Genomic DNA, 19,344 nt, shown 5'->3' on the forward strand with positions numbered 1-19,344 from the left:
CCATGCGCAGAAGAACAGCACTCGGAGTCGCGGCCGCGGCCGCCGGAATGGTCACGTTCGCGACGCAGCCGGCCTCCGCCGCCTGGTATCCGGTCGACTACCACTTCAGCACCGGATTCGTCGCCGGCTTCTTCGCCCCCGGCATCTCGCCCGCCGGCGCGAACAACTGGAACTGCCGGCCCTCGGCCTCCCACCCCGAGCCGGTCGTCCTGGTGCACGGCACCTTCGAGAACGGCGACGACAACTGGGGCGGCGCGGCCCCGCTGCTCGCCGACTCCGGCTACTGCGTCTTCTCCTTCAACTACGGCGGCCCGGCGTCCTGGTCGCCGATCCAGGGCGTCGGCTCCATCGAGGGCGGCGCGGCCCAGCTCTCCGGCTTCGTCGACCAGGTGCTGGGCGCGACCGGGGCGGCCAAGGTCGACCTGGTGGGCCACTCCCAGGGCGGGATGCTGCCCCGCTACTACATCAAGAACCTGGGCGGCGCCGACAAGGTCGCCAAGCTCGTCGCGCTCACCCCCAGCAACAACGGCACCACCCTGGACGGGATCACCGAACTGGGCCGGCAACTGGGCCTGCTGGAGCCGGCGAACAACTTCCTGGCCCAGGCCTGCGACGCCTGCGTGGAGCAGGAGATCGGCTCCCCCTTCCTCACCGCGCTCAACGCGGGCGGGGAGACCGTCCCCGGCATCGCCTACACCGTGATCGCGACGAAGAACGACGAGGTCGTGACGCCCTACACGAACGCGCTGCTGCCCGCCGCGCCGAACGTCACCGACATCACCGTCCAGGACCAGTGCGCACTGGACCAGTCCGACCACCTCGAGATCGCCTACGACCCCGTCGCCCTGACCGACGTCCTCAACGCCCTGGACCCGGCCCACCCGCAGCCCGTCCCCTGCGAGGTGGTCCTGCCGGTCACCGGTCCGCTGATCGGCTAGCGCCGCCGGGGCCCTAGGACTTCGGCGGACCCGAGGGCGAGGAGGCGTCCTGCTCCACGGCCACGTCGTGGAGCGCCGACTCGCCCTCGGTGTCCAGGTGGGGCAGCATCCGGTCCAGCCACCTGGGCGCCCACCAGGCGTGCGGACCGAGCAGCGTCATGACGGCCGGGACCAGCAGCAGGCGGACGACGGTGGCGTCCACCAGGACGCTGACGGCGAGGCCAAGGCCGAGCATCTTCACCACGATGTTGTCGCTCAGGATGAAGGCCGCGAAGACGCTGAACATGATCAGCGCCGCGCAGGTGATCACCCGGGCGGTGATCTCCAGACCGTAGGCGACGCTGTCCTCCGCCCGTTTGGTGCGGACCCACGCCTCGTGCACCCGGGAGAGCAGGAAGATCTCGTAGTCCATGCTCAACCCGAAGATGATCGCGAACATCATCATCGGCACGTAGCTCTCGATCGGCACCTTGCCGGCGACGCCCAGCGCCGTACCGCCCCATCCCCACTGGAAGACCGCGACCACCACGCCGTAGGAGGCGCCGATCGAGAACAGGTTCAGCACGGCCGCCTTCACCGCGACCAGCAGGCCACGGAAGACCGCGAGGATGATCAGGAAGGCGAGGCAGACCACGACCACGATGATCAGTGCCAGCCGGGAGCTGATGATCTCGGTGAAGTCCTGCTGGGCCGCGGTCACCCCGGTCACGTAGGTCGTGGCCGCCGTCCCCTTCGCGCCCTGCGGCAGCGAGACGTCCTTCAGGTGGTTGAACAGGTGGGTGGTGACCGCGTCCTGCGGTCGCCCGGTCGACAGCGCGGTCGCGGTCAGCACGTTGCCGTTGCTGGTGGCCTGGAGCGGACCGATGCTGGCCGCGTTCGGCACGCCGGTCAGCGCCTTCTGCATGTTCGAAGCCAGCGTGGAGCGCTGACTCGACGGCACGTCGGTCTGGTCCACGACCAGGTTGAGCGGCCCGTTGGCGCCCGGACCGAAGCCCTGGCTGATCAGGTCGAACGCGCGGCGGTCGGTGAAGGAGGTCGGGTCGGCTCCGTCGTCGATGTGGTCGAGCCGCATCGAGAACAGCGGGATCGCCAGGATGCCGAGCACCACCACCCCGGCCGCCAGGAACCACAGCGGGCGGCGTTCGACGCGCTTGGCGTAGCGGTGCCAGAAGCCGTGCTGCTCGTCGACGGACTCCTCGGCCTTCTTCCCGGCGTCCTCGCCGGCCACCGCGCCGCCCTCGGCCACCGGGGTCTTCAGACAGAACCGGTCGATCCGCCGCCCGATCAGCCCGGCCAGCGCGGGAACCAGGGTCAGCGCGCCCGCCACCGCGGTGACCACCGTGACGGCGGCCGCGATGCCGAGGCGGCCGATGAAGCTCAGGCCCGACACGTACAGGCCGGCCAGGGCCACGATGACGGTGCAACCCGAGACCAGGACGGCGCGTCCACTGGTGGTGACCGCGATGCCCGCCGCGGCGTGGGGCTCCACCCTGTCCATGATCAACTGTCGGAAGCGGGTGATCAGGAACAGCGCGTAGTCGATGCCCACGCCGAGCCCGATCATCGTGGCGAGGGTCGGCGACACACTGGCGAAGTCGATGGCGGCCGCCAGCAGGCTGAGGCAGCTCAGCCCGACGATCACGCTGACCAGCGCGGTCACCAGCGGCAGGCCGGCCGCGATCAGGCTGCCGAAGCCGATGACCAGGACCACGATCGCCACCGCGAAGCCGATGGCCTCACTGGTCAGGTCCTTCGCGTGGGGCCTGGCCGCCTCGCCGAGCGGTCCGCCGTACTCGACGTCGACCCCCGCCGAGCGCAGCGGCTGGACCGCCGCGTCGACCCCGTTCAGGTAGTCGCTGCCCAGCGCGGTCGGGTTCTCGTCGAAGCGGACGGTGATGTACCCGATCGTGCCGTCCTTGGACAACGCCCCGGTCTGGGTCGTGGTGCCCGAGGAGGTGGTCTGCGGCAGCGGGTTCTGCACCGAGATCACGTGGTCCAGCTTCTGCAGGTTCGCGACCACCTGGTTCACCTGGGTGGTGAAGTCCGTCAGCGGCTTCGCGTCGTGCATCACCACCGTCGCGCTGGTGCCGCCGATACTGGGGGCGTTCGCCTGGAGGACGTCGGCGCCCTTCTGCGACTGACTGTCAGGGAGGTTGAAGTCGTCGGAGTAGGTGCCGCCGAAACTGTTCTGCAGCCCATGGAGCACGCCCAGGACCGCCAGCCACACCACGATCACAATGATCGCGTGGCGGGCGCACCATTCACCGAGTCGCTGCAGGATTCCTTTTCGCACGCGTCCAGTTCAGAACGGCGCCGGGATCACCGCAATCCGGACAGAGCCGTTCGGATGGCGTACCGTCAGATCCGGACGGGGTGGCCCGCCTCGCGCAGCGACTGCTTCACCTCGGCGATCGTGAGGTCTCCGAAGTGGAAGACGCTGGCCGCCAGCACCGCGTCCGCCCCCGCGCCGACGGCGGGAGCGAAGTCGCCGAGCTTGCCGGCGCCACCGCTCGCGATGACCGGGACGGTGACCGCCTTGCGCACCGCGGTGATCAGCTCCAGGTCGTAGCCGTCCTTGGTGCCGTCCGCGTCCATGGAGTTGAGCAGGATCTCGCCCGCGCCGAGCTCGGCCGCGCGCACCGCCCACTCGACGGCGTCGATGCCGGTGCCGGTCCGGCCGCCGTGCGTGGTGACCTCGAAGCCGGAGGCGGTCTCCGTGCCCTCGTGCACCCGGCGGGCGTCCGCCGACAGGACCAGCACCTGCCGGCCGAAGCGCTGCGCGATCTCGCGGATCAGCTCAGGCCTGGCGATCGCGGCGGTGTTGACGCCGACCTTGTCCGCACCGGCGCGCAGCAGCTTGTCCACGTCCTCGACGGTCCGCACCCCGCCGCCGACCGTGAGCGGGATGAAGACCTGCTCGGCGGTGCGCCGCACGATGTCGTAGGTCGTCTCCCGGTCCCCGGACGAGGCCGTGATGTCAAGGAACGTCAGTTCGTCGGCGCCCTGGGCGTCGTAGAGCTTGGCCAGCTCGACCGGGTCCCCCGCGTCGCGCAGGTTCTGGAAGTTGACGCCCTTCACCACCCGCCCGGCGTCGACGTCCAGGCAGGGGATCACACGGACCGCGAGGGTCATGTCGGGAGCTCCAAATTCTTCTTGTACGCGTCCACCTCGACCTCGACCGACATCCGCGAGTCGACCAGGGCGTTGATGACGACCATCGTGCAGGCGGGCCGGACCTCGCCGAGCACGTCCTTGTGGGCCCGGCCCACCTCGTCGGTGTCACGCGCGTGCGTGACGTAGAGCCGGGTGCGGACGACGTCCGCGGCGGTGAGACCGAAACGGGAGATCGCGTCGAGGGCGACGCCGAAGGCGGCGACGGTCTGCTCGTAGGGCGAGCCCTCGAAGCGGACCGAGCCGTCGTCCCAGGCGGTGCAGCCGGAGACGAAGACGAAGTCCCCTATCGCGACGGCACGTGCGAAGCCGAACTGGTCCTCCCAGGGGGAGTAACCGCCCACGTGCCGTCGGTCCTGCCTCATCCCGCGACCTCCGTCGATAGGTCTTCCGCTCAGGACACCGCGGCCAGTGCCTCTTCGAGCGTGAACGCCTGCGCGTAGAGGGCCTTGCCCACAATGGCCCCCTCCACACCCTGGGGCACCAGGGTCGCGATGTCACGGAGGTCCTGCAGCGAGGACACGCCGCCCGAGGCGACGACCGCCCGGTCGGTCGCGGCGCAGACGTTGCGCAGCAGATCGAGGTTGGGGCCGGTGAGCGTGCCGTCCTTGTCGACGTCGGTGACGACGTAGCGGGCGCAGCCCTCCGCGTCGAGGCGGGCCAGCGCCTCGTACAGGTCGCCGCCCTCGCTGGTCCAGCCGCGGCCGCGCAGCGTGGTGCCCACGACGTCGAGGCCGACCGCGATGCGGTCGCCGAACTCGGCGATGACCTTGGCGACCCACTCCGGGGACTCCAGGGCGGCGGTGCCGAGGTTGACCCTGGCGCAACCGGTGGCGAGCGCCGCGCGCAGCGACTCGTCGTCGCGGATGCCGCCGGAGAGCTCGACCTTGACGTCCAGTCGGCCGGTGACCTCGGCCAGCAGGGCGCGGTTGTCGCCGGTGCCGAACGCGGCGTCGAGGTCGACCAGGTGGATCCACTCGGCGCCGGCCTGCTGCCAGGCCAGCGCGGCGGCCAGCGGCTCGCCGTAGGAGGTCTCCGAGCCGGACGCGCCCTTGACCAGGCGCACGGCCTGACCGTCGCGGACGTCCACGGCGGGCAGCAGCACGAGCTTGTTCGTAGTGGTCACAGCGTTGCGATCCAGTTCTTCAGCAGGGCGGCGCCGGCGTCGCCGGACTTCTCGGGGTGGAACTGCGTGGCGGACAGCGGGCCGTTCTCGACCGCGGCGACGAAGGGCTCGCCGTGCTCGGCCCAGGTGACCTTCGGCGGGCGCAGCTGCTCGATCGGCGGCAGCTCCCAGTGCCGGACGCCGTAGGAGTGCACGAAGTAGTACCGCGCGTCCTCGGGCAGGTCGGCGAAGAGGACGGTGCCCTCCGCCGGCTCGACGGTGTTCCAGCCCATGTGCGGCACCACCGGCGCGCGCAGCGGCTCGACCGTGCCGGGCCACTCGTCGCAGCCCTCGGTCTCGATGCCGTGCTCGACGCCGCGCGCGAAGAGGATCTGCATGCCGACGCAGATGCCCAGCACCGGACGGCCGCCGGCCAGGCGGCGGCCGATCAGCCGGTCGCCCCTGACGGCCCGCAGCCCGTCCATGCAGGCGGCGAAGGCCCCGACGCCGGGCACCAGCAGGCCGTCGGCGTCGAGGGCCTGCTGGAAGTCGGAGGTGATGACGGCCTCCGCGCCGACGCGCTCCAGCGCGCGCTGCGCGGAGCGGACGTTGCCGGAGCCGTAGTCGAGGACGACCACGCTCTTGGCGGTCATGGGGTACGCCCTTTCCGGGTCAGATGCGGAGCAGGCCCGCGGCGAGGCTCATCACGGCGCAGATGGCGAGCAGCACGACGACGCCCTTGGGAAGCTTCTGCTTCCAGAACGAGTAGGCGCCGCCGCCGAGGAACAGTCCGATGAAGATCAGCAGAAAAGCAATCGTGCTCACAGCGCGCCCTTGGTCGAGGGAATGATTCCCGCGGCGCGCGGGTCCAGCTCGCTGGCGTACCGCAGCGCCCGGGCGAGCGCCTTGAACTGGCACTCGACAATGTGGTGGGCATTGCGTCCATACGGTACGTGGACGTGCAGGGCGATCTGCGCCTGGGCCACGAAGGACTCCAGGATGTGCCGGGTCATGGTGGTGTCGTAGGAGCCGATCATCGGCGCCATGCCCTCGGGCTCGGTGTGCACCAGGTAGGGGCGGCCGGAGAGGTCGACGGTCACCTGGGCGAGCGACTCGTCCAGCGGCACGGAGGCGTCGGCGAAGCGGCGGATGCCGACCTTGTCGCCCAGCGCCTGGCGGAACGCGGCGCCCAGCGCCAGCGAGGTGTCCTCGATGGTGTGGTGCGTGTCGATGTGCAGGTCGCCGTCGGTCTTCACGGTGAGGTCGAAGAAGCCGTGCCGGCCGAGCTGGTCGAGCATGTGGTCGTAGAAGCCGACACCGGTGGAGATGTCGGTCTTCCCCGTGCCGTCGAGGTCTATCTCGACCTTGACCGAGGTCTCCTTGGTGGTGCGCTCGACGCGGCCGATGCGGTGCTGGTCGCTGTTGGACATGTTCCTAGAGCTCCTTGATGGCGTTGCGGACGGCGTCGAGGAAGGCGTCGTTCTCGGCGGGGGTGCCCGCCGTGACGCGGAGCCGGCCGGGCACGCCGTTGTCGCGCACCAGCACGCCCTGGGCGAGGATCGCGCTCCAGACCGCGTGGGTGTCCTCGAAGCGGCCGAACTGGACGAAGTTGGCGTCGGACTCGGTGACGTCCAGGCCCATCGCGCGCAGTTCGGTGACGATGCGGTCCCGCTCGGCCTTGAGCCGCTCGACGTAGCCGAGCAGGACGTCGGTGAAGTCCAGCGCGGCCAGCGCCGTCGCCTGGGTCACCGCGGAGAGGTGGTACGGCAGCCTGACCAGCTGCACCGCGTCCACCACGGCGGGCGCGGCGCAGAAGTAGCCGAGCCGCAGCCCGGCGGCGCCGAAGGCCTTCGACATGGTCCGGGTGACCACCATCAGCGGGCGGCCTTCGAGCAGCGGCAGCAGCGAGGGCTGGTGCGAGAACTCGACATAGGCCTCGTCGACGATCACCAGCGTCGGCTTGACCGCCTGCGCCGCGTCGTAGAGCCGCTCGACCGCGGCGCGCGTCAGCGCGGTGCCGGTCGGGTTGTTCGGCGAGCAGAGGAAGAGCACGTCCGGACGCTCGGCGTCGAGCGCGGCGACGGCGGCCGCCTCGTCGATGGTGAAGTCCGGGTTGCGCGGTCCCTCGATCCAGCGGGTGCCGGTGCCGCGCGAGATCAGGTCGTGCATCTGGTAGGTCGGCGAGAAGCCGAGCGCGGTGCGCCCCGAGCCGCCGAAGGTCTGCATCAGCTGCTGGATGATCTCGTTGGACCCGTTGGCGGCCCAGACCTGCTCGGTGCCGACGGCGTGTCCGGTGGACGCGGTCAGGTAGGCGGCGAGCCGGGTGCGCAGCTCGACCGCGTCGCGGTCCGGGTAGCGGTTGAGGTTCCGCGCGGCGGCCGAGACGCGCTCGGCGATCCGGGCGACCAGCTCGTCGGGCAGGGAGTACGGGTTCTCGTTGGTGTTGAGCAGCACCGGCACGTCCAGCTGCGGTGCGCCGTACGGCGACTTGCCCTTGAGTTCGTCGCGGATGGGAAGGTCGTCGATCTGCATTACTGCGGCACACTCCAGTCGCTGCGCTGTTCGAGTTCGCCTTCGGTAAAACGTGCACGGACAGCGTCACCGTGGCCCGGAAGATCCTCTGCGTTGGCGAGCGTGACCACGTGGCCGGCCACCTCGGCCAGCGCGTCGCGGTCGTAGGCCACCACATGGATGCCACGCAGGAAGGACTGGACGGAGAGTCCGGAGGAGTGGCAGGCGCAGCCGCCGGTCGGCAGCACGTGGTTGGAACCGGCCGCGTAGTCGCCCAGCGAGACCGGGGCGAACGGGCCGACGAAGACCGCGCCCGCGTTGACCACGCGCGCGGCGACCGCCTCGGCGTCGGCGGTCTGGATCTCCAGGTGCTCGGCCGCGTAGGCGTTGACGATCTCCAGGCCCTGTTCGACGTCGCGGACCAGCACGATGCCGGACTGCGGGCCGGCCAGCGCGGTGGCGATCCGCTCGCTGTGCTTGGTCGCCTCGACCTGCTTGGGCAGCTCGGCCTCGACGGCCTCGGCCAGCTCGACCGAGTCGGTCACCAGGACGGCGGCGGCCATCGGGTCGTGCTCGGCCTGGCTGATCATGTCAGCGGCGACGTGCCGCGGGTCGGCGGTGGCGTCGGCGAGGATGGCGATCTCGGTCGGCCCGGCCTCGGCGTCGATGCCGATCCGGCCCTTGAGCAGCCGCTTGGCGGCGGCGACCCAGATGTTGCCGGGGCCGGTCACCAGGTTGACCGGGCGGCACTCGCCCGCGCCGTAGGCGAACATCGCCACGGCCTGGGCGCCGCCCACGGCGTAGACCTCGTCCACGCCGAGCAGCGCGCAGGCGGCCAGGATGGTCGGGTGCGGCAGCCCCCCGAACTCCTTCTGCGGCGGCGAGGTCACCGCGAGCGAGGCGACGCCCGCCTCCTGCGCGGGGACCACGTTCATGACCACGGACGAGGGGTAGACGGCGAGCCCGCCGGGCACGTAGAGGCCCACGCGCTCGACCGGCACCCACCGCTCGGTCACGGTGCCGCCGGGGACGACCTGCACGGTGTGATCGGTGCGGCGCTGCTCGCGGTGGACCAGGCGGGCGCGGCGGATCGACTCCTCCAGCGCGGCGCGGACGGCGGGGTCCAGCGTCTCCAGGGCGCCGGTGACAGCAGCCTTGGGCACGCGGATGTCGGACAGTCGAACCCCGTCGAAACGCTCCGTGATCTCGATCAGCGCCTCGACGCCACGATGGTGCACGTCCTCGCAGATCGGCCGCACCTTCTCCAGGGCGGCCTCGACGTCGAGCTCGGCGCGCGGCAGGACGCTGCGCGGGTCGTCGGTGGTGCTGCGGAGGTCGATTCGAGAAATCACGTTGTCAAGTCTAGTGATCGGGAGAAAACGCCGTGCTCCCATATCACTCTCTGATACACACCCTGAGACGATCAGTTGCACCATCCGGGGCGCGCAGGGCCATCCTCCCCGGAGGGTCCCTCGCACAGTTCCTCGCGCCCCCTGGGGGTTGCCACTGACCCGTTTGCCTCGTCCTGGTCGCCGTGGGGGGCGGCAGCGGGCAGCGTGGTGGCGGGGCTGCGGCGTCAGCCGCCCAGCCGCTCAGCGCCCGTACCGGCGAGCTGCCCCGAGCGCGACCCGGTACGGGCACCGGCAGCCCTCAGCAGGCCTTAATCTTGCGCACGTGACGGAACGGCTCCCCCTCTTCCCGCTGGGCACAGTGCTCTATCCCGGGCTGGTACTCCCCCTGCACGTCTTCGAGGAGCGCTACCGGCGGCTGATGGCCGATCTGACGGCCGGACCCGAGCCGCACCGCTTCGGCGTGGTGGCGATCCGCGACGGTCGCGAGGTCGCCCCGACCGGCACGGAGTCCGCCTCGCCCGCGCTGGCCGGGCTCGGACCCGACCCGCAGCGGGCCCTGTTCGAGATGGGCTGCGTCGCCGAGATCGCCCAGCTGCAGCCGCATCCCGACGGGCGCTACGAGCTGCTCGCCACCGGCACGACCAGGTTCCGGATTCTCTCCATAGACGCGAGCGGCCCGTATCTGACGGCCGAGGTCGAGCCCGTGGAGGAGCAGACCGGGCCGGAGGCGCAGGTGCTCGCCGCGGGGGTCGAGCGCGTCTTCCGCGCCTACCAGAAGCGGCTGGCCGGCGCCCAGGAGACCACGGTCACCGGTCTGCAGGAGCTGCCGGACGACCCGAACATCCTGTCCTACCTGGTCGCGGCCGCGTCCGTGCTGGACACCCACGACAAGCAGCGGCTGCTGGCCGCCGAGACCGCGAGCGACCGGCTGCGCACGGAGCTGCGGCTGCTGCGGCGCGAGGCCGCGGTGCTGGCCAAGCTGCCCTCGCTGCCGGCCGTCGAACTGACCCGCCAGGCCTCCAACCCGAACTGACCGCAGACCCCCGAGCGACGACGACCTACCACCCAGAACCGGGAGCGGACCGCGCCGATGGCCAAGAAGACCAAGGGCGGCCAGGGCACGCCCGCGACCGTGGCCCTGGACCGGGCCGGCGTCCCGCACACGGTGCACGCCTACGCCCACGACCCCGCCGCCGCCTCCTACGGCGGCGAGGCGGCCGAGGCGCTGGGCATCGCGCCGGAGCGGGTCTTCAAGACGCTGGTCGCCGACGTCGACGGCGCGCTCGTGGTCGGCGTCGTTCCGGTGGCGGGCCAGCTGGACCTGAAGGCGCTGGCGGCCGCCGTCGGCGGCAAGCGGGCCGCGATGGCCGACCCCGCCGCGGCCGAGCGCAGCAGCGGCTACGTCCGCGGCGGCATCTCGCCGCTCGGCCAGCGGAAGGCGCTGCGCACCGTGCTCGACGCCTCCGCGCTGGACCACCCGACGGTCTTCGTCTCCGCGGGGCGGCGCGGGCTGGAGGTCGAGCTCGCGCCGAGCGCCCTCGCCGAGCTCACCGGCGCCGCCTTCGCCCCGATCGGGCGGCCCGGCTGATCAGGCGACGTTGACCTGCGCGGCCTGGCTCATGGTCGGCGCCGACCAGAAGGCGCCCCCGTAGTACCAGGCGTAGGTGCCTGTGCCGGACGCCTTCACCTCGGCGCTCATCGAACCGTGGCTGTCGGTCCGCGTCGTCGCCACCCTCTGCCACGGGGAGCCGTTCGCGGGGCGGAAGAGCAGCTGCACGACCGCGCCGGGGTTGTAGACCCAGAGCCTGCTGCCCCAGTCCGGCTTGGTGAGCTGGCCCTCGATCTGCATCGCCTGGCCCGGCCTGGCGATCGGCAGGACCCCGCTGATCACCGCGGCGGCCGCCTTCTGGATCGAGAAGGTGCCGGCGGTGTCCGACTCGAAGCGGTCGCCGTCGTTGGCGTTGGCCGTCGCCTGGACGTGCCAGCGGCCCGCCATGTCGTCGAAGACCTGGCGCCGGCTCACGTCGACCGTGGCGGTCCCGCGGCAGACCGAGATCTGCTTGGACTTCGCCTGGCAGGTGGTGGCGGTCGGCCTGAGCACGCCGTAGTTGCTGCCCCAGATGCCGACGTGGTCGACGGACCTGATCCCCGACTTGTCCTCGGCCGTCACCGCGAAGTCGAAGGTGGTCCGGTCGGTGGGGCCGAGCACCACCGGCTTTCCGCCGTTGACCTCCACGGACAGGATTCTGGTGTCGCCGCTGGACTGGCGCTGGCCGATCGAGGGCAGCACGATGCCGCCGACCGCGAGCACCCCCGACACCAACAGGAGCACGGACCTTCTGCGCATCTTCCTCATCCAACCGCTCGACCGGCACCCATTGTCCCCGAACGGCGGACCGACCCGGCCACCCCTGTCGACATCGTCGCCCGCGAGCGGCGTAGGCTCTACGGCGGCCGGGACTACCCCAGCGTCCGAGGCCTGGTGAGGGAGCACGTGAACACGGTGGCAACAGCAGGGACGGCGCAGCTCGCCGCCGGCGCCACTCTCTGCTGCTCGGTACGGGACGTCGTGAAGACGTACCGGGTCGGGCGCGGCGCGGCAGCCACCGAGGTGCGGGCCAACGCCGGCATCTCGCTGGAGATCCGCCGCGGCGAGGTCTTCGGCCTGCTGGGGCCGAACGGCGCCGGCAAGTCGACGCTGGTGCGCCAGCTGACCGGGCTGCTGCGTCCGGACGCGGGCGCCATCGAGATCCTCGGCCACGACATCGTCCGCCACCCGGACCGCGCCGCACGCCTGCTCGCCTATCTGGGCCAGGAGTCGACGGCGCTGGACGAGCTCACGGTGCACCTCGCCGTGGAGACCACCGCCCGGCTGCGCGGCCTGGGGGCCGCGGCCGCCCGCCGGACCACCGACGAGGTCGTCGAGGAGCTCGCGCTCGGCCCGATCGCGCAGCGACCGCTGGCCAAGCTCTCCGGCGGCCAGCGCCGACTGGCCTGCTTCGGCGCGGCGCTCGCGGGGCCGCGTCCGCTACTGGTGCTGGACGAGCCGACCACCGGCATGGACCCGATCGCGCGCCGTGCCGTCTGGTCCGCCGTGGACCGCCGCCGCCGTGCGGACGGCACGACGGTGCTGCTGGTCACCCACAACGTCATCGAGGCGGAGACCGTGCTGGACCGGGTCGCGGTCATCGACGAGGGGCGGGTCATCGCCTGCGACACCCCCGGCGGCCTCAAGGCGATGGTCGACGGCGACGTCAGGCTGGACCTCGTCTGGCGCGAGGAGGCCCCCACCGCGCTGCCGCTGGTCGCGGCGCTCGCCCGCCGGGCCTCGGTGAACGGCCGCCGCTGGACGGTCCGGGCGACCCCGGAGGAGGCGCGCGAGCTGGTCGCCGAGGTGACCTCGGGGCCCGCGTTCGCCGCCCTGGACGACTTCTCGCTCAGCACGCCCAGCCTGGAGGACGTCTACCTGCTGCTCGGCGGCCGACACGAGGGGTTCGAGAAGTGAGCACGGTGTTCCCGCTGGCTCCGCGCGCCGCGCTGCTCCCCTCGCTGGGCGCGGTCTACCGGGCCCAGCTCTCCCGGGCCAGGGTGGCCAGGATTCCGCTGATGTTCGTGGCGACCTTCCAGTCGCTCGGCATCCTGGTCATGATGCGCGGCGTCGTCGGCGCGCACGACACCGAGGCGGCGCGCGATGTCGTCGCGGGCTCCAGCGTGCTGGTGGTCGCCTTCGTGGCGCTGAACCTGCTGGCCCAGTACTTCGGCAGGCTCCGCGCGACCGGCGGCCTGGACCACTACGCGACGCTTCCGGTCCCCGCCGCCTCGGTGGTGCTGGGCACGGCGGCGGCGTACGCGTCGTTCACCGTGCCGGGCACGGCGCTGACGGCCGCGGTCGGCTGCGCGATGTTCCAGCTGCCGTGGGTGCACCTGTGGATCGTGCTGGCCGTGATCCCGCTCGCGGGGGCGGCGCTGGCCGGCGTCGGCGCGGCCTGCGGGCTGCTGGCTCCCCGGCAGGAGATCGCCACGCTGCTGGGCCAGCTCGGCATGTCGGCGGCGCTGCTGCTCGGCGTGCTGCCGGCGAGTCACATGCCGGAGGCGGTCCGCTGGGTCCGCGACCTGCTGCCGTCCACCTACGGAGTCGAGGCCTTCGCCCGGACCTTCGCCGCCCGTCCCGACTGGGCGGCGGTCGGCGTCGACCTCGCCGTCTGCGCGGTCGTCGGCGGGCTCAGCCTCGCCCTGTCCACCTGGGCCTACCGCAGGGCCGCGACCCGCGCCTGACCGGACCGGGTCCGGTCCCGTTCGCGCGTGGCCCGGACGGACGTGCGACCATGTCCCGGTGACAGCACCGAACGCCCCCGAGGGTCCCCGGCCGCAGCACGGCCCGCTCCCCCTGCCCGCCGACGCCACGACGGAGTGGGCGGCGCCCGCCGAACGGCCGAACCGGTCCAGGGAGATCCAGCGGGCGCTTCTCGTCGGCACGGCCCTGGTCGTCGGCTCGGCCCTGGCCGGGCTCCTCTTCGGCGTGCTGTGGCATGCGCTGGCCCCCAGGGTCCCGCTGTACTCGGACGGCTCCGCGGTCTACCTGCGCGACCCCGAGGGCGAGCAGCAGATCGCCGCGGACGCGACGTTCGTGATCATCGGTGCCTGCTTCGGCGTGGTGACGGCGGCGCTGGCCTTCTGGTTCACCCACAAGCGCGGCGGCGCGGGCCTCGCTGTCCCGATCGGTCTGACGCTCGGCGGACTGGCGGCCGGCTGGGTCGCCTGGCAGCTGGGCATCCACATGGGCACGCAGGACATCGTCAAGGCGGCCCAGGCCGTCCCGAAGGGCGTCACCTTCTCCCGCCCCCTCCAACTCGGCGCGAAGACGGCCCTGGTCGGCTGGCCCATGGCCGCCCTGCTGACGCTGCTGGCCGCGACCGCCTTCTTCACCAAGGAGGAGCTGCCCGCGACTCCGTCCCAGGGAGCCCCGGCGGGCGAGTGACCCTCGGGGCCGGGGGCGTCCCGTCGAAGGCGTCGGGCGGTGACTCGGCGGGCCGCGTCGCACGCCTGCGGATCCGGCGCGACCGGGCGCGGAGCTGCTCCGCTTCATCGCCCATGGTCCTGCAGTCGCGGATGCGCGCCGACATGTCCCGGATCAGCGTCCGCGAGCGCGCGTTCGCCACCATGACGGTGGACGTGCTCTACCAGACCCTTCAGGAGAGCTTCCGCGCCCATGTCGGCCGCGCGCTCGGCGCGGGGGCGACGCCGGACGAGTTCCGTGCCGTCGTCCGCGCCACCGCGACGTCCGGGATGACCCGGGCCTGGCGCGCGCTGAACGTCCTCGACGCCCTGCCGGCCGACCTGGAGCAGCCCGGCACGCGCGGCTGAACAAGCCGACGCCCGGACCGCCCGCACAGCGAGGCCGTGCAGGCGGTCCGGGCGAACGGCCCGTGACCTCTCAGGCGACCCAGGCGCCCGCGCCCAGGAGGCCCTTGATGTCGCTGGCGAAGCCGTTCTCCGCGTCCACCAGGAAGCCCAGTTCGAAGAGGACGCTGCGGGTGTGACCCTCCATCAGCAGGCGGACCGGGACGTCACCGGGGTGGGCCTTGAGGGCGCGCTTGAGCTCGGCCACCAGCTGGGCGTTGATCTTCCGCTCGTGGATCGTCAGCTGGATCGGCGGCTTGCCGCCGTGCTCCGCCGCCGAGATGTCGAGCATCTGCATCTCCGAGCCGAAGATGCTCAGCGCGCCGTCGCGCTCGTTCAGCCGGCCCTTGACCGCGACGACGTTGTCCTCGACCAGCATCTCGCTCAGCAGCATGTAGGTCTTGGGGAAGAACAGCACCTCGACCGTGCCGTCACGGTCGGCCAGCGTGATCAGCGCCCAGGCGTTGCCCGCCTTGTTGATGCGCCGGTCCACCGAGGTGATCAGCCCGGAGAGCTTGACCTCGCCCTCCGTCCGGCCGGAGCCCAGCAGTTCGGCGATCGAGGTGTCGCGGTTGCGCGCGAGGATGTGCTCGGCGCCGTCCAGCGGGTGGCTGGAGACGTACAGGCCCAGCATCTCCCGCTCGGTCGAGAGCAGGTGCTTGCGCGGCCACTCCTTCTCGTCGACGGTGAAGTCCAGCCCGATCGTCGGGTTGTCGCTGCCGTCGTCGATCGCCCCGAACAGGTCGTCCTGGCCGATCGCGGCCTGCTTCTTCAGGCCGATGACCGCGTCGATCGCGTTCTCCGCGACCGCGACCAGCCCGCGCCGGGTGTGGTCGAGCGAGTCGAAGGCACCCGCCTTGATCAGCGAGTCGACCGCGCGCTTGTTGCAGACCGGCAGCTCGACCTTGTCGAGGAAGTCCGCGAAGGAGGTGTACTTGCCCTTCGACTTCCGCGTCGCCACCAGCGAGTCGATGACGTTCTCACCGACGTTGCGGATCGCCTTCAGACCGAAGCGGACATCCTCGCCGACGGCGGTGAAGTCGGTCACCGACTCGTTGATGTCCGGCGAGAGGACCCTGATCCCCTGGGCCCGCGCGTCGGCCAGGTAGATCGCCATCTTGTCCTTGTCGTCGCCGACGGAGGTGAGCAGCGCGGCCATGTACTCGGCAGGGAAGTTGGCCTTGAGGTAGGCGGTCCAGTAGGAGACCAGCCCGTACGCGGCGGAGTGCGACTTGTTGAAGGCGTAGCCGGCGAAGGGGACCAGGACGTCCCAGACCGCCTGGATCGCCTCGTCCGAGTAGCCGCGCTCCTTGCAGCCCGCGTGGAAGGGGACGAACTCCTTCTCCAGGACCTCCTTCTTCTTCTTGCCCATGGCGCGGCGGAGCAGGTCGGCCTGACCGAGGCTGTAGCCGGCCAGCACCTGCGCGGCGCGCTGCACCTGCTCCTGATAGACGATCAGGCCGTAGGTGGGGCCGAGGACGTCCTTGAGCGGCTCCTCCAGCTCCGGGTGGATCGGGGTGATCTCCTGCTGGGCGTTCTTGCGCAGCGCGTAGTTGGTGTGCGAGTTCATGCCCATCGGGCCCGGACGGTACAGCGCCGAGACGGCGGAGATGTCGGCGAACTCGGTGGGCTTCATCAGCCGCAGCAGGGCGCGCATGGGGCCGCCATCGAGCTGGAACACGCCCAGGGTGTCGCCCCTGGCCAGCAGCTGGAAGGTGACCGGGTCGTCCAGCGGGATCTCGTCGCAGTCGACGTCGACGCCGCGGTTGGCCTTGATGACCTTGATGCAGTGGTCGATGATGCCCAGGTTCCGCAGACCCAGGAAGTCCATCTTGATCAGGCCCATGGCTTCGCACGACGGGTAGTCGAAGCCGGTGATGATGGTGCCGTCCTTGTCCCGCATGTGCAGCGGGATCAGGTCGAGCAGCGGGGTCGAGGAGAGGATCACGGCCGCGGCGTGCACGCCGGTGCCCCGGATCAGGCCCTCGATGCCCATGCCGGTGTCGATGATCTTCTTGACGTCCGGCTCGTTCTCGTAGAGCGCCCGGATCTCCGTGCCCTCGCTGTACCGCCCGTGCTCGCGGTTGAAGAGGTCCTTGAGCGGGACACCCTTGCCCATCACGTCCGGCGGCATCGCCTTGGTGATCTTGTCGCCCATGGCGAAGGGGTAGCCGAGGATGCGCGAGGAGTCCTTGACGGCGGCCTTGGCCTTGATCGTGCCGAAGGTGTTGACCTGCGCGGTGTAGGCGGCGCCGTACTTCTCGCCGACGTAGCGGACCATCTGGTCGCGCTGGCGGTCGTCGAAGTCGATGTCGACGTCCGGGGGGTTGATGCGCTCGGGGTTGAGGAAGCGCTCGAACAGCAGGTCGTGCTCGATCGGGTCGAGCTGGGTGATGCCGGTCAGGTAGGCGATCATCGAACCGGCCGCGGAACCACGGCCCGGACCGACCGGGATGCCGTTGTCGCGGGCGTACTGGCAGATGTCCGCGACCACGAGGAAGTAGGAGGAGAAGCCCATCGGGTCGATGACGGACATCTCCAGCTCGATCCGGTCCAGGACCTCCTGGCTCGGGTTCTCGCCGAAGCGGCGCTGCAGGCCCTCGCCGATCTTCTGGCGCAGGTAGCTGACCTGCGTCTCACCCTCGGGCACGTCGAACTGCGGCATCCGGTCGACGTAGTCGAAGACCTCGTCGTAGGGCTCGATCATCGACTCGACGAGGAGCGTGTTGTCGCACGCCTCCGGCAGCTCGCGGAAGAGCTCGCGCATCTCCTCGGAGGTCTTGAGGTAGTAGCCGGAGCCGTTGAACTTGAAGCGGTTCGGGTCGTCCTTGTTCTTGCCGACGCCGATGCAGAGCAGGTTGTCGTGCGCGTCGGCCTGGTCCGCGGTGACGTAGTGCGAGTCGTTGGTGGCCAGCAGCGGGATGTTCAGATCCTTGGCCAGCCGCAGCAGGTCCTCGCGGACGTCGCGCTCGATGCCGAGCCCGTGGTCCATCAGCTCGAGGAAGTAGTTCTCCCTGCCGAAGATGTCCTGGTAGGCGGCGGCCGCCGCGACGGCCTCCTCGTACTGGCCGAGCCTGATCCTGGTCTGCACCTCGCCGGAGGGGCAGCCGGTCGTGGCGATGATGCCCTCGGCGTGCTGGGCGATGAGCTCGCGGTCCATCCGGGGCTTCATGTAGTAGCCCTCGATGGAGGCCAGCGAGGAGAGCCGGAAGAGGTTCCGCAGCCCGCCGGCGTTCTTGGCCCACATCGTCATGTGGGTGTACCGGCCACCGCCGGAGACGTCCTTGCCGCCCTCGCCGCTGGCGTCGCCGCCGGACATCCGGCCGCCCTGCTGACCCCAGAAGGTCTGCTTCTTGTGGGTGCGGCTGCCGGGCGCGACATAGGCCTCGATGCCGATGATCGGCTTGACCGGGTGCTTCTTGGCGATCTGGAAGAACTCGTAGGCGCCGAACATGTTGCCGTGGTCGGACATCGCGATCGCGGGCATGCCCTGCCGCTCGACCTCGGCGAACATCTTGCCGTTCTTCGCGGCCCCGTCCAGCATCGAGAACTCGGTGTGAACATGCAGGTGAACGAAGCTGTCGGCCACGGTGGACAGAACTCCCTCAAGGGCGGCGGCGGGGTGTGAAGGAACTACCCTATCCCGCCTTCGCACCGCCGGGGACGGGCGCGCCCAATGTCGCTCACGCCCAGCGTTTCATGCTACTTAGTCTGATATGTCCTGGACCCTGCTCAGTCAGCTGCTCGCCCTCGCGGTGACCATCGGAGCCACGCTGCTCATCGGCTGGCTGGTCGACAAGGGGCTGCAGCGGATCTCCGCACGTCACCCGGAGACCGCCTTCTGGTCGCTGCTGCGGCGCTGCCGCATCCCGCTCCAGTTCGTCGTCTGTCTGGGCCTGCTGCGCGCCGACGCGCTGGTGAGCCGGATCTTCAAGGGCAACGCCGGTGACGTGCAGCACTGGCTGCTGCTGGCGTTGATGGCCTCGGTCGGCTGGCTGGTGGTCAGGGTGCTGGCGGCCGTGCTGGCCGCGTTCTTCGCCCGCTACGAGGCGCTGAGCGACGACGCCGCGCGGGTGCAGCGGGTGCGCACCCAGGTCGGCATGCTGCGGCGGGCGGCGAGCGCGCTGGTGGCGCTGGTCACGGTGGCGGCGATGCTGCTCACCTTCCCCGGCATGCGGACGATCGGCGCCTCGCTGCTGGCCTCGGCCGGTCTGATCGGCATCGTGGCCGGCATCGCGGCGCAGAGCACGCTGGGCAACTTCTTCGCCGGCCTGGTGATCGCCTTCGGCGACCTGGTGCGGATCGGCGACACCGTGGTGGTCGAGCAGCAGCAGGGCACGGTGGAGGAGATCACCCTCTCCTACCTGGTGATCCGGCTCTGGGACCAGCGGCGGCTGGTGGTTCCGGTCTCCTACTTCGTCAGCCGGCCGTTCGAGAACTGGACCAGGGCCGACCCGAAGATCACCGGCTCGATGCTGCTCCACCTCGACCACGCGACCCCCGTCGCGGCGCTGCGGGAGGAGTTCCACCGGCTGCTGCGCGAGAGCAAGGAGTGGGACGGCCGCGACTGGCGCCTGGTGGTCTTCGACACCACCCCCTCCACCATCGTCCTGCGCGCGACCATGACGGCCCGCACAGCGGACGACGCCTTCACCCTCAAGTGCGCGGTCCGCGAATCCCTCCTCGCCTGGCTCCGCGACCAGCACCCCGAGGCGCTCCCCCGCGTCCGCACGGCGGGGTAAGGGGACAGCCCCGCCCCGGCGGGGCACACTTTCGGGTGAGACCACCATCGATCACCTCGATCTGTCCGCGCGGGGCGATAGCTTCCGACACGAAGCAGCGCACACCGACCGACTGACCGGGGGGA

The 19,344-nt window shown here is 71.0% G+C and carries 19 protein-coding genes; 8 read left to right on the forward strand and 11 right to left on the reverse strand.

What is annotated here, in order from left to right:
• Positions 1–2: 2 nt before the first annotated feature.
• Positions 3–938, forward strand: coding sequence for an esterase/lipase family protein (locus tag BS83_RS17795; RefSeq protein ID WP_037604743.1), 936 nt, complete (start codon positions 3–5; stop codon positions 936–938).
• Positions 939–951: 13 nt separating this feature from the next.
• Here the strand turns inward: BS83_RS17795 and BS83_RS17800 are convergent, their stop codons facing one another.
• From BS83_RS17800 to hisD, 9 genes are all read right to left on the reverse strand, one after another.
• Positions 952–3,231 carry an MMPL family transporter gene (locus tag BS83_RS17800; protein WP_051943253.1) on the reverse strand — a complete coding sequence of 760 codons (2,280 nt, stop codon included), beginning with the start codon at positions 3,229–3,231 and terminating at the stop codon, positions 952–954.
• A gap of 65 nt (positions 3,232–3,296) precedes the next feature.
• Positions 3,297–4,070: an imidazole glycerol phosphate synthase subunit HisF gene (hisF, locus tag BS83_RS17805; protein ID WP_037604744.1), complete on the reverse strand. Its 774-nt coding sequence runs from the start codon at positions 4,068–4,070 to the stop codon at positions 3,297–3,299.
• Entirely contained in the window at positions 4,067–4,474 is a 408-nt protein-coding gene (locus BS83_RS17810; protein WP_037604745.1) for a RidA family protein, read from the reverse strand. Before BS83_RS17810 ends, hisF begins: the two co-directional genes overlap by 4 nt.
• A gap of 29 nt (positions 4,475–4,503) precedes the next feature.
• Positions 4,504–5,235, reverse strand: a complete 732-nt coding sequence (gene priA, locus BS83_RS17815; RefSeq protein ID WP_037604746.1) for a bifunctional 1-(5-phosphoribosyl)-5-((5-phosphoribosylamino)methylideneamino)imidazole-4-carboxamide isomerase/phosphoribosylanthranilate isomerase PriA — start codon at positions 5,233–5,235, stop codon at positions 4,504–4,506.
• Entirely contained in the window at positions 5,232–5,867 is a 636-nt protein-coding gene (gene hisH, locus BS83_RS17820) for an imidazole glycerol phosphate synthase subunit HisH (RefSeq protein WP_037604747.1), read from the reverse strand. Before hisH ends, priA begins: the two co-directional genes overlap by 4 nt.
• 19 nt (positions 5,868–5,886) lie before the next feature.
• Entirely contained in the window at positions 5,887–6,039 is a 153-nt protein-coding gene (locus BS83_RS46530; RefSeq protein ID WP_037604748.1) for a hypothetical protein, read from the reverse strand.
• Positions 6,036–6,644, reverse strand: a complete 609-nt coding sequence (hisB, locus tag BS83_RS17830) for an imidazoleglycerol-phosphate dehydratase HisB (protein WP_037604749.1) — start codon at positions 6,642–6,644, stop codon at positions 6,036–6,038. The genes BS83_RS46530 and hisB overlap by 4 nt, the downstream gene beginning before the upstream one ends.
• A gap of 4 nt (positions 6,645–6,648) precedes the next feature.
• The gene (locus tag BS83_RS17835) at positions 6,649–7,746 is read right to left on the reverse strand and encodes a histidinol-phosphate transaminase (RefSeq protein WP_037604750.1); all 1,098 of its coding nucleotides are present in this window, start codon (positions 7,744–7,746) and stop codon (positions 6,649–6,651) included.
• Positions 7,746–9,077 (reverse strand): histidinol dehydrogenase, encoded by a 1,332-nt coding sequence (hisD, locus tag BS83_RS17840; RefSeq protein ID WP_037604751.1) that lies wholly within the window; start codon positions 9,075–9,077, stop codon positions 7,746–7,748. Before hisD ends, BS83_RS17835 begins: the two co-directional genes overlap by 1 nt.
• Positions 9,078–9,399: 322 nt before the next feature.
• Between hisD and BS83_RS17845 the strand changes: the two genes are divergently transcribed.
• Together BS83_RS17845 and ybaK are read left to right on the forward strand one after the other, a co-directional pair.
• Entirely contained in the window at positions 9,400–10,110 is a 711-nt protein-coding gene (locus BS83_RS17845) for an LON peptidase substrate-binding domain-containing protein (protein ID WP_037604752.1), read from the forward strand.
• Positions 10,111–10,167: 57 nt separating this feature from the next.
• Entirely contained in the window at positions 10,168–10,665 is a 498-nt protein-coding gene (ybaK, locus tag BS83_RS17850; RefSeq protein WP_037604754.1) for a Cys-tRNA(Pro) deacylase, read from the forward strand.
• On the opposite strand, the gene BS83_RS17855 is transcribed toward ybaK, so the two are convergent.
• Positions 10,666–11,424 carry a hypothetical protein gene (locus BS83_RS17855; protein WP_157597224.1) on the reverse strand — a complete coding sequence of 253 codons (759 nt, stop codon included), beginning with the start codon at positions 11,422–11,424 and terminating at the stop codon, positions 10,666–10,668.
• A 156-nt stretch (positions 11,425–11,580) separates the two neighbouring features.
• On the opposite strand from BS83_RS17855, the gene BS83_RS17860 reads away from it, so the two are divergent.
• The 4 genes from BS83_RS17860 to BS83_RS17875 all read left to right on the forward strand — a co-directional run bounded on the left by BS83_RS17860 (position 11,581) and on the right by BS83_RS17875 (position 14,441).
• Positions 11,581–12,582, forward strand: coding sequence for an ABC transporter ATP-binding protein (locus BS83_RS17860; protein ID WP_051945423.1), 1,002 nt, complete (start codon positions 11,581–11,583; stop codon positions 12,580–12,582).
• Positions 12,579–13,352 carry an ABC transporter permease gene (locus tag BS83_RS17865; protein ID WP_037604759.1) on the forward strand — a complete coding sequence of 258 codons (774 nt, stop codon included), beginning with the start codon at positions 12,579–12,581 and terminating at the stop codon, positions 13,350–13,352. Before BS83_RS17860 ends, BS83_RS17865 begins: the two co-directional genes overlap by 4 nt.
• Positions 13,353–13,410: 58 nt before the next feature.
• Positions 13,411–14,055, forward strand: a complete 645-nt coding sequence (locus tag BS83_RS17870; protein ID WP_051943254.1) for a hypothetical protein — start codon at positions 13,411–13,413, stop codon at positions 14,053–14,055.
• Between the two features lie 113 nt (positions 14,056–14,168).
• Positions 14,169–14,441 carry a carboxymuconolactone decarboxylase family protein gene (locus tag BS83_RS17875; RefSeq protein WP_084713631.1) on the forward strand — a complete coding sequence of 91 codons (273 nt, stop codon included), beginning with the start codon at positions 14,169–14,171 and terminating at the stop codon, positions 14,439–14,441.
• Between the two features lie 70 nt (positions 14,442–14,511).
• Here BS83_RS17875 and dnaE read toward each other — a convergent pair whose 3' ends face one another.
• Positions 14,512–18,066: a DNA polymerase III subunit alpha gene (dnaE, locus tag BS83_RS17880; protein ID WP_037604760.1), complete on the reverse strand. Its 3,555-nt coding sequence runs from the start codon at positions 18,064–18,066 to the stop codon at positions 14,512–14,514.
• A gap of 127 nt (positions 18,067–18,193) precedes the next feature.
• Here dnaE and BS83_RS17885 point away from each other — a divergent pair, with 127 nt between their 5' ends.
• Positions 18,194–19,219: a mechanosensitive ion channel family protein gene (locus BS83_RS17885; protein WP_037604763.1), complete on the forward strand. Its 1,026-nt coding sequence runs from the start codon at positions 18,194–18,196 to the stop codon at positions 19,217–19,219.
• Positions 19,220–19,344: the final 125 nt, after the last annotated feature.

Origin of the sequence: Streptacidiphilus rugosus AM-16, assembly GCF_000744655.1 — a bacterium.
In the GTDB taxonomy this organism is placed as follows: Bacteria; Actinomycetota; Actinomycetes; order Streptomycetales; family Streptomycetaceae; genus Streptacidiphilus; species Streptacidiphilus rugosus.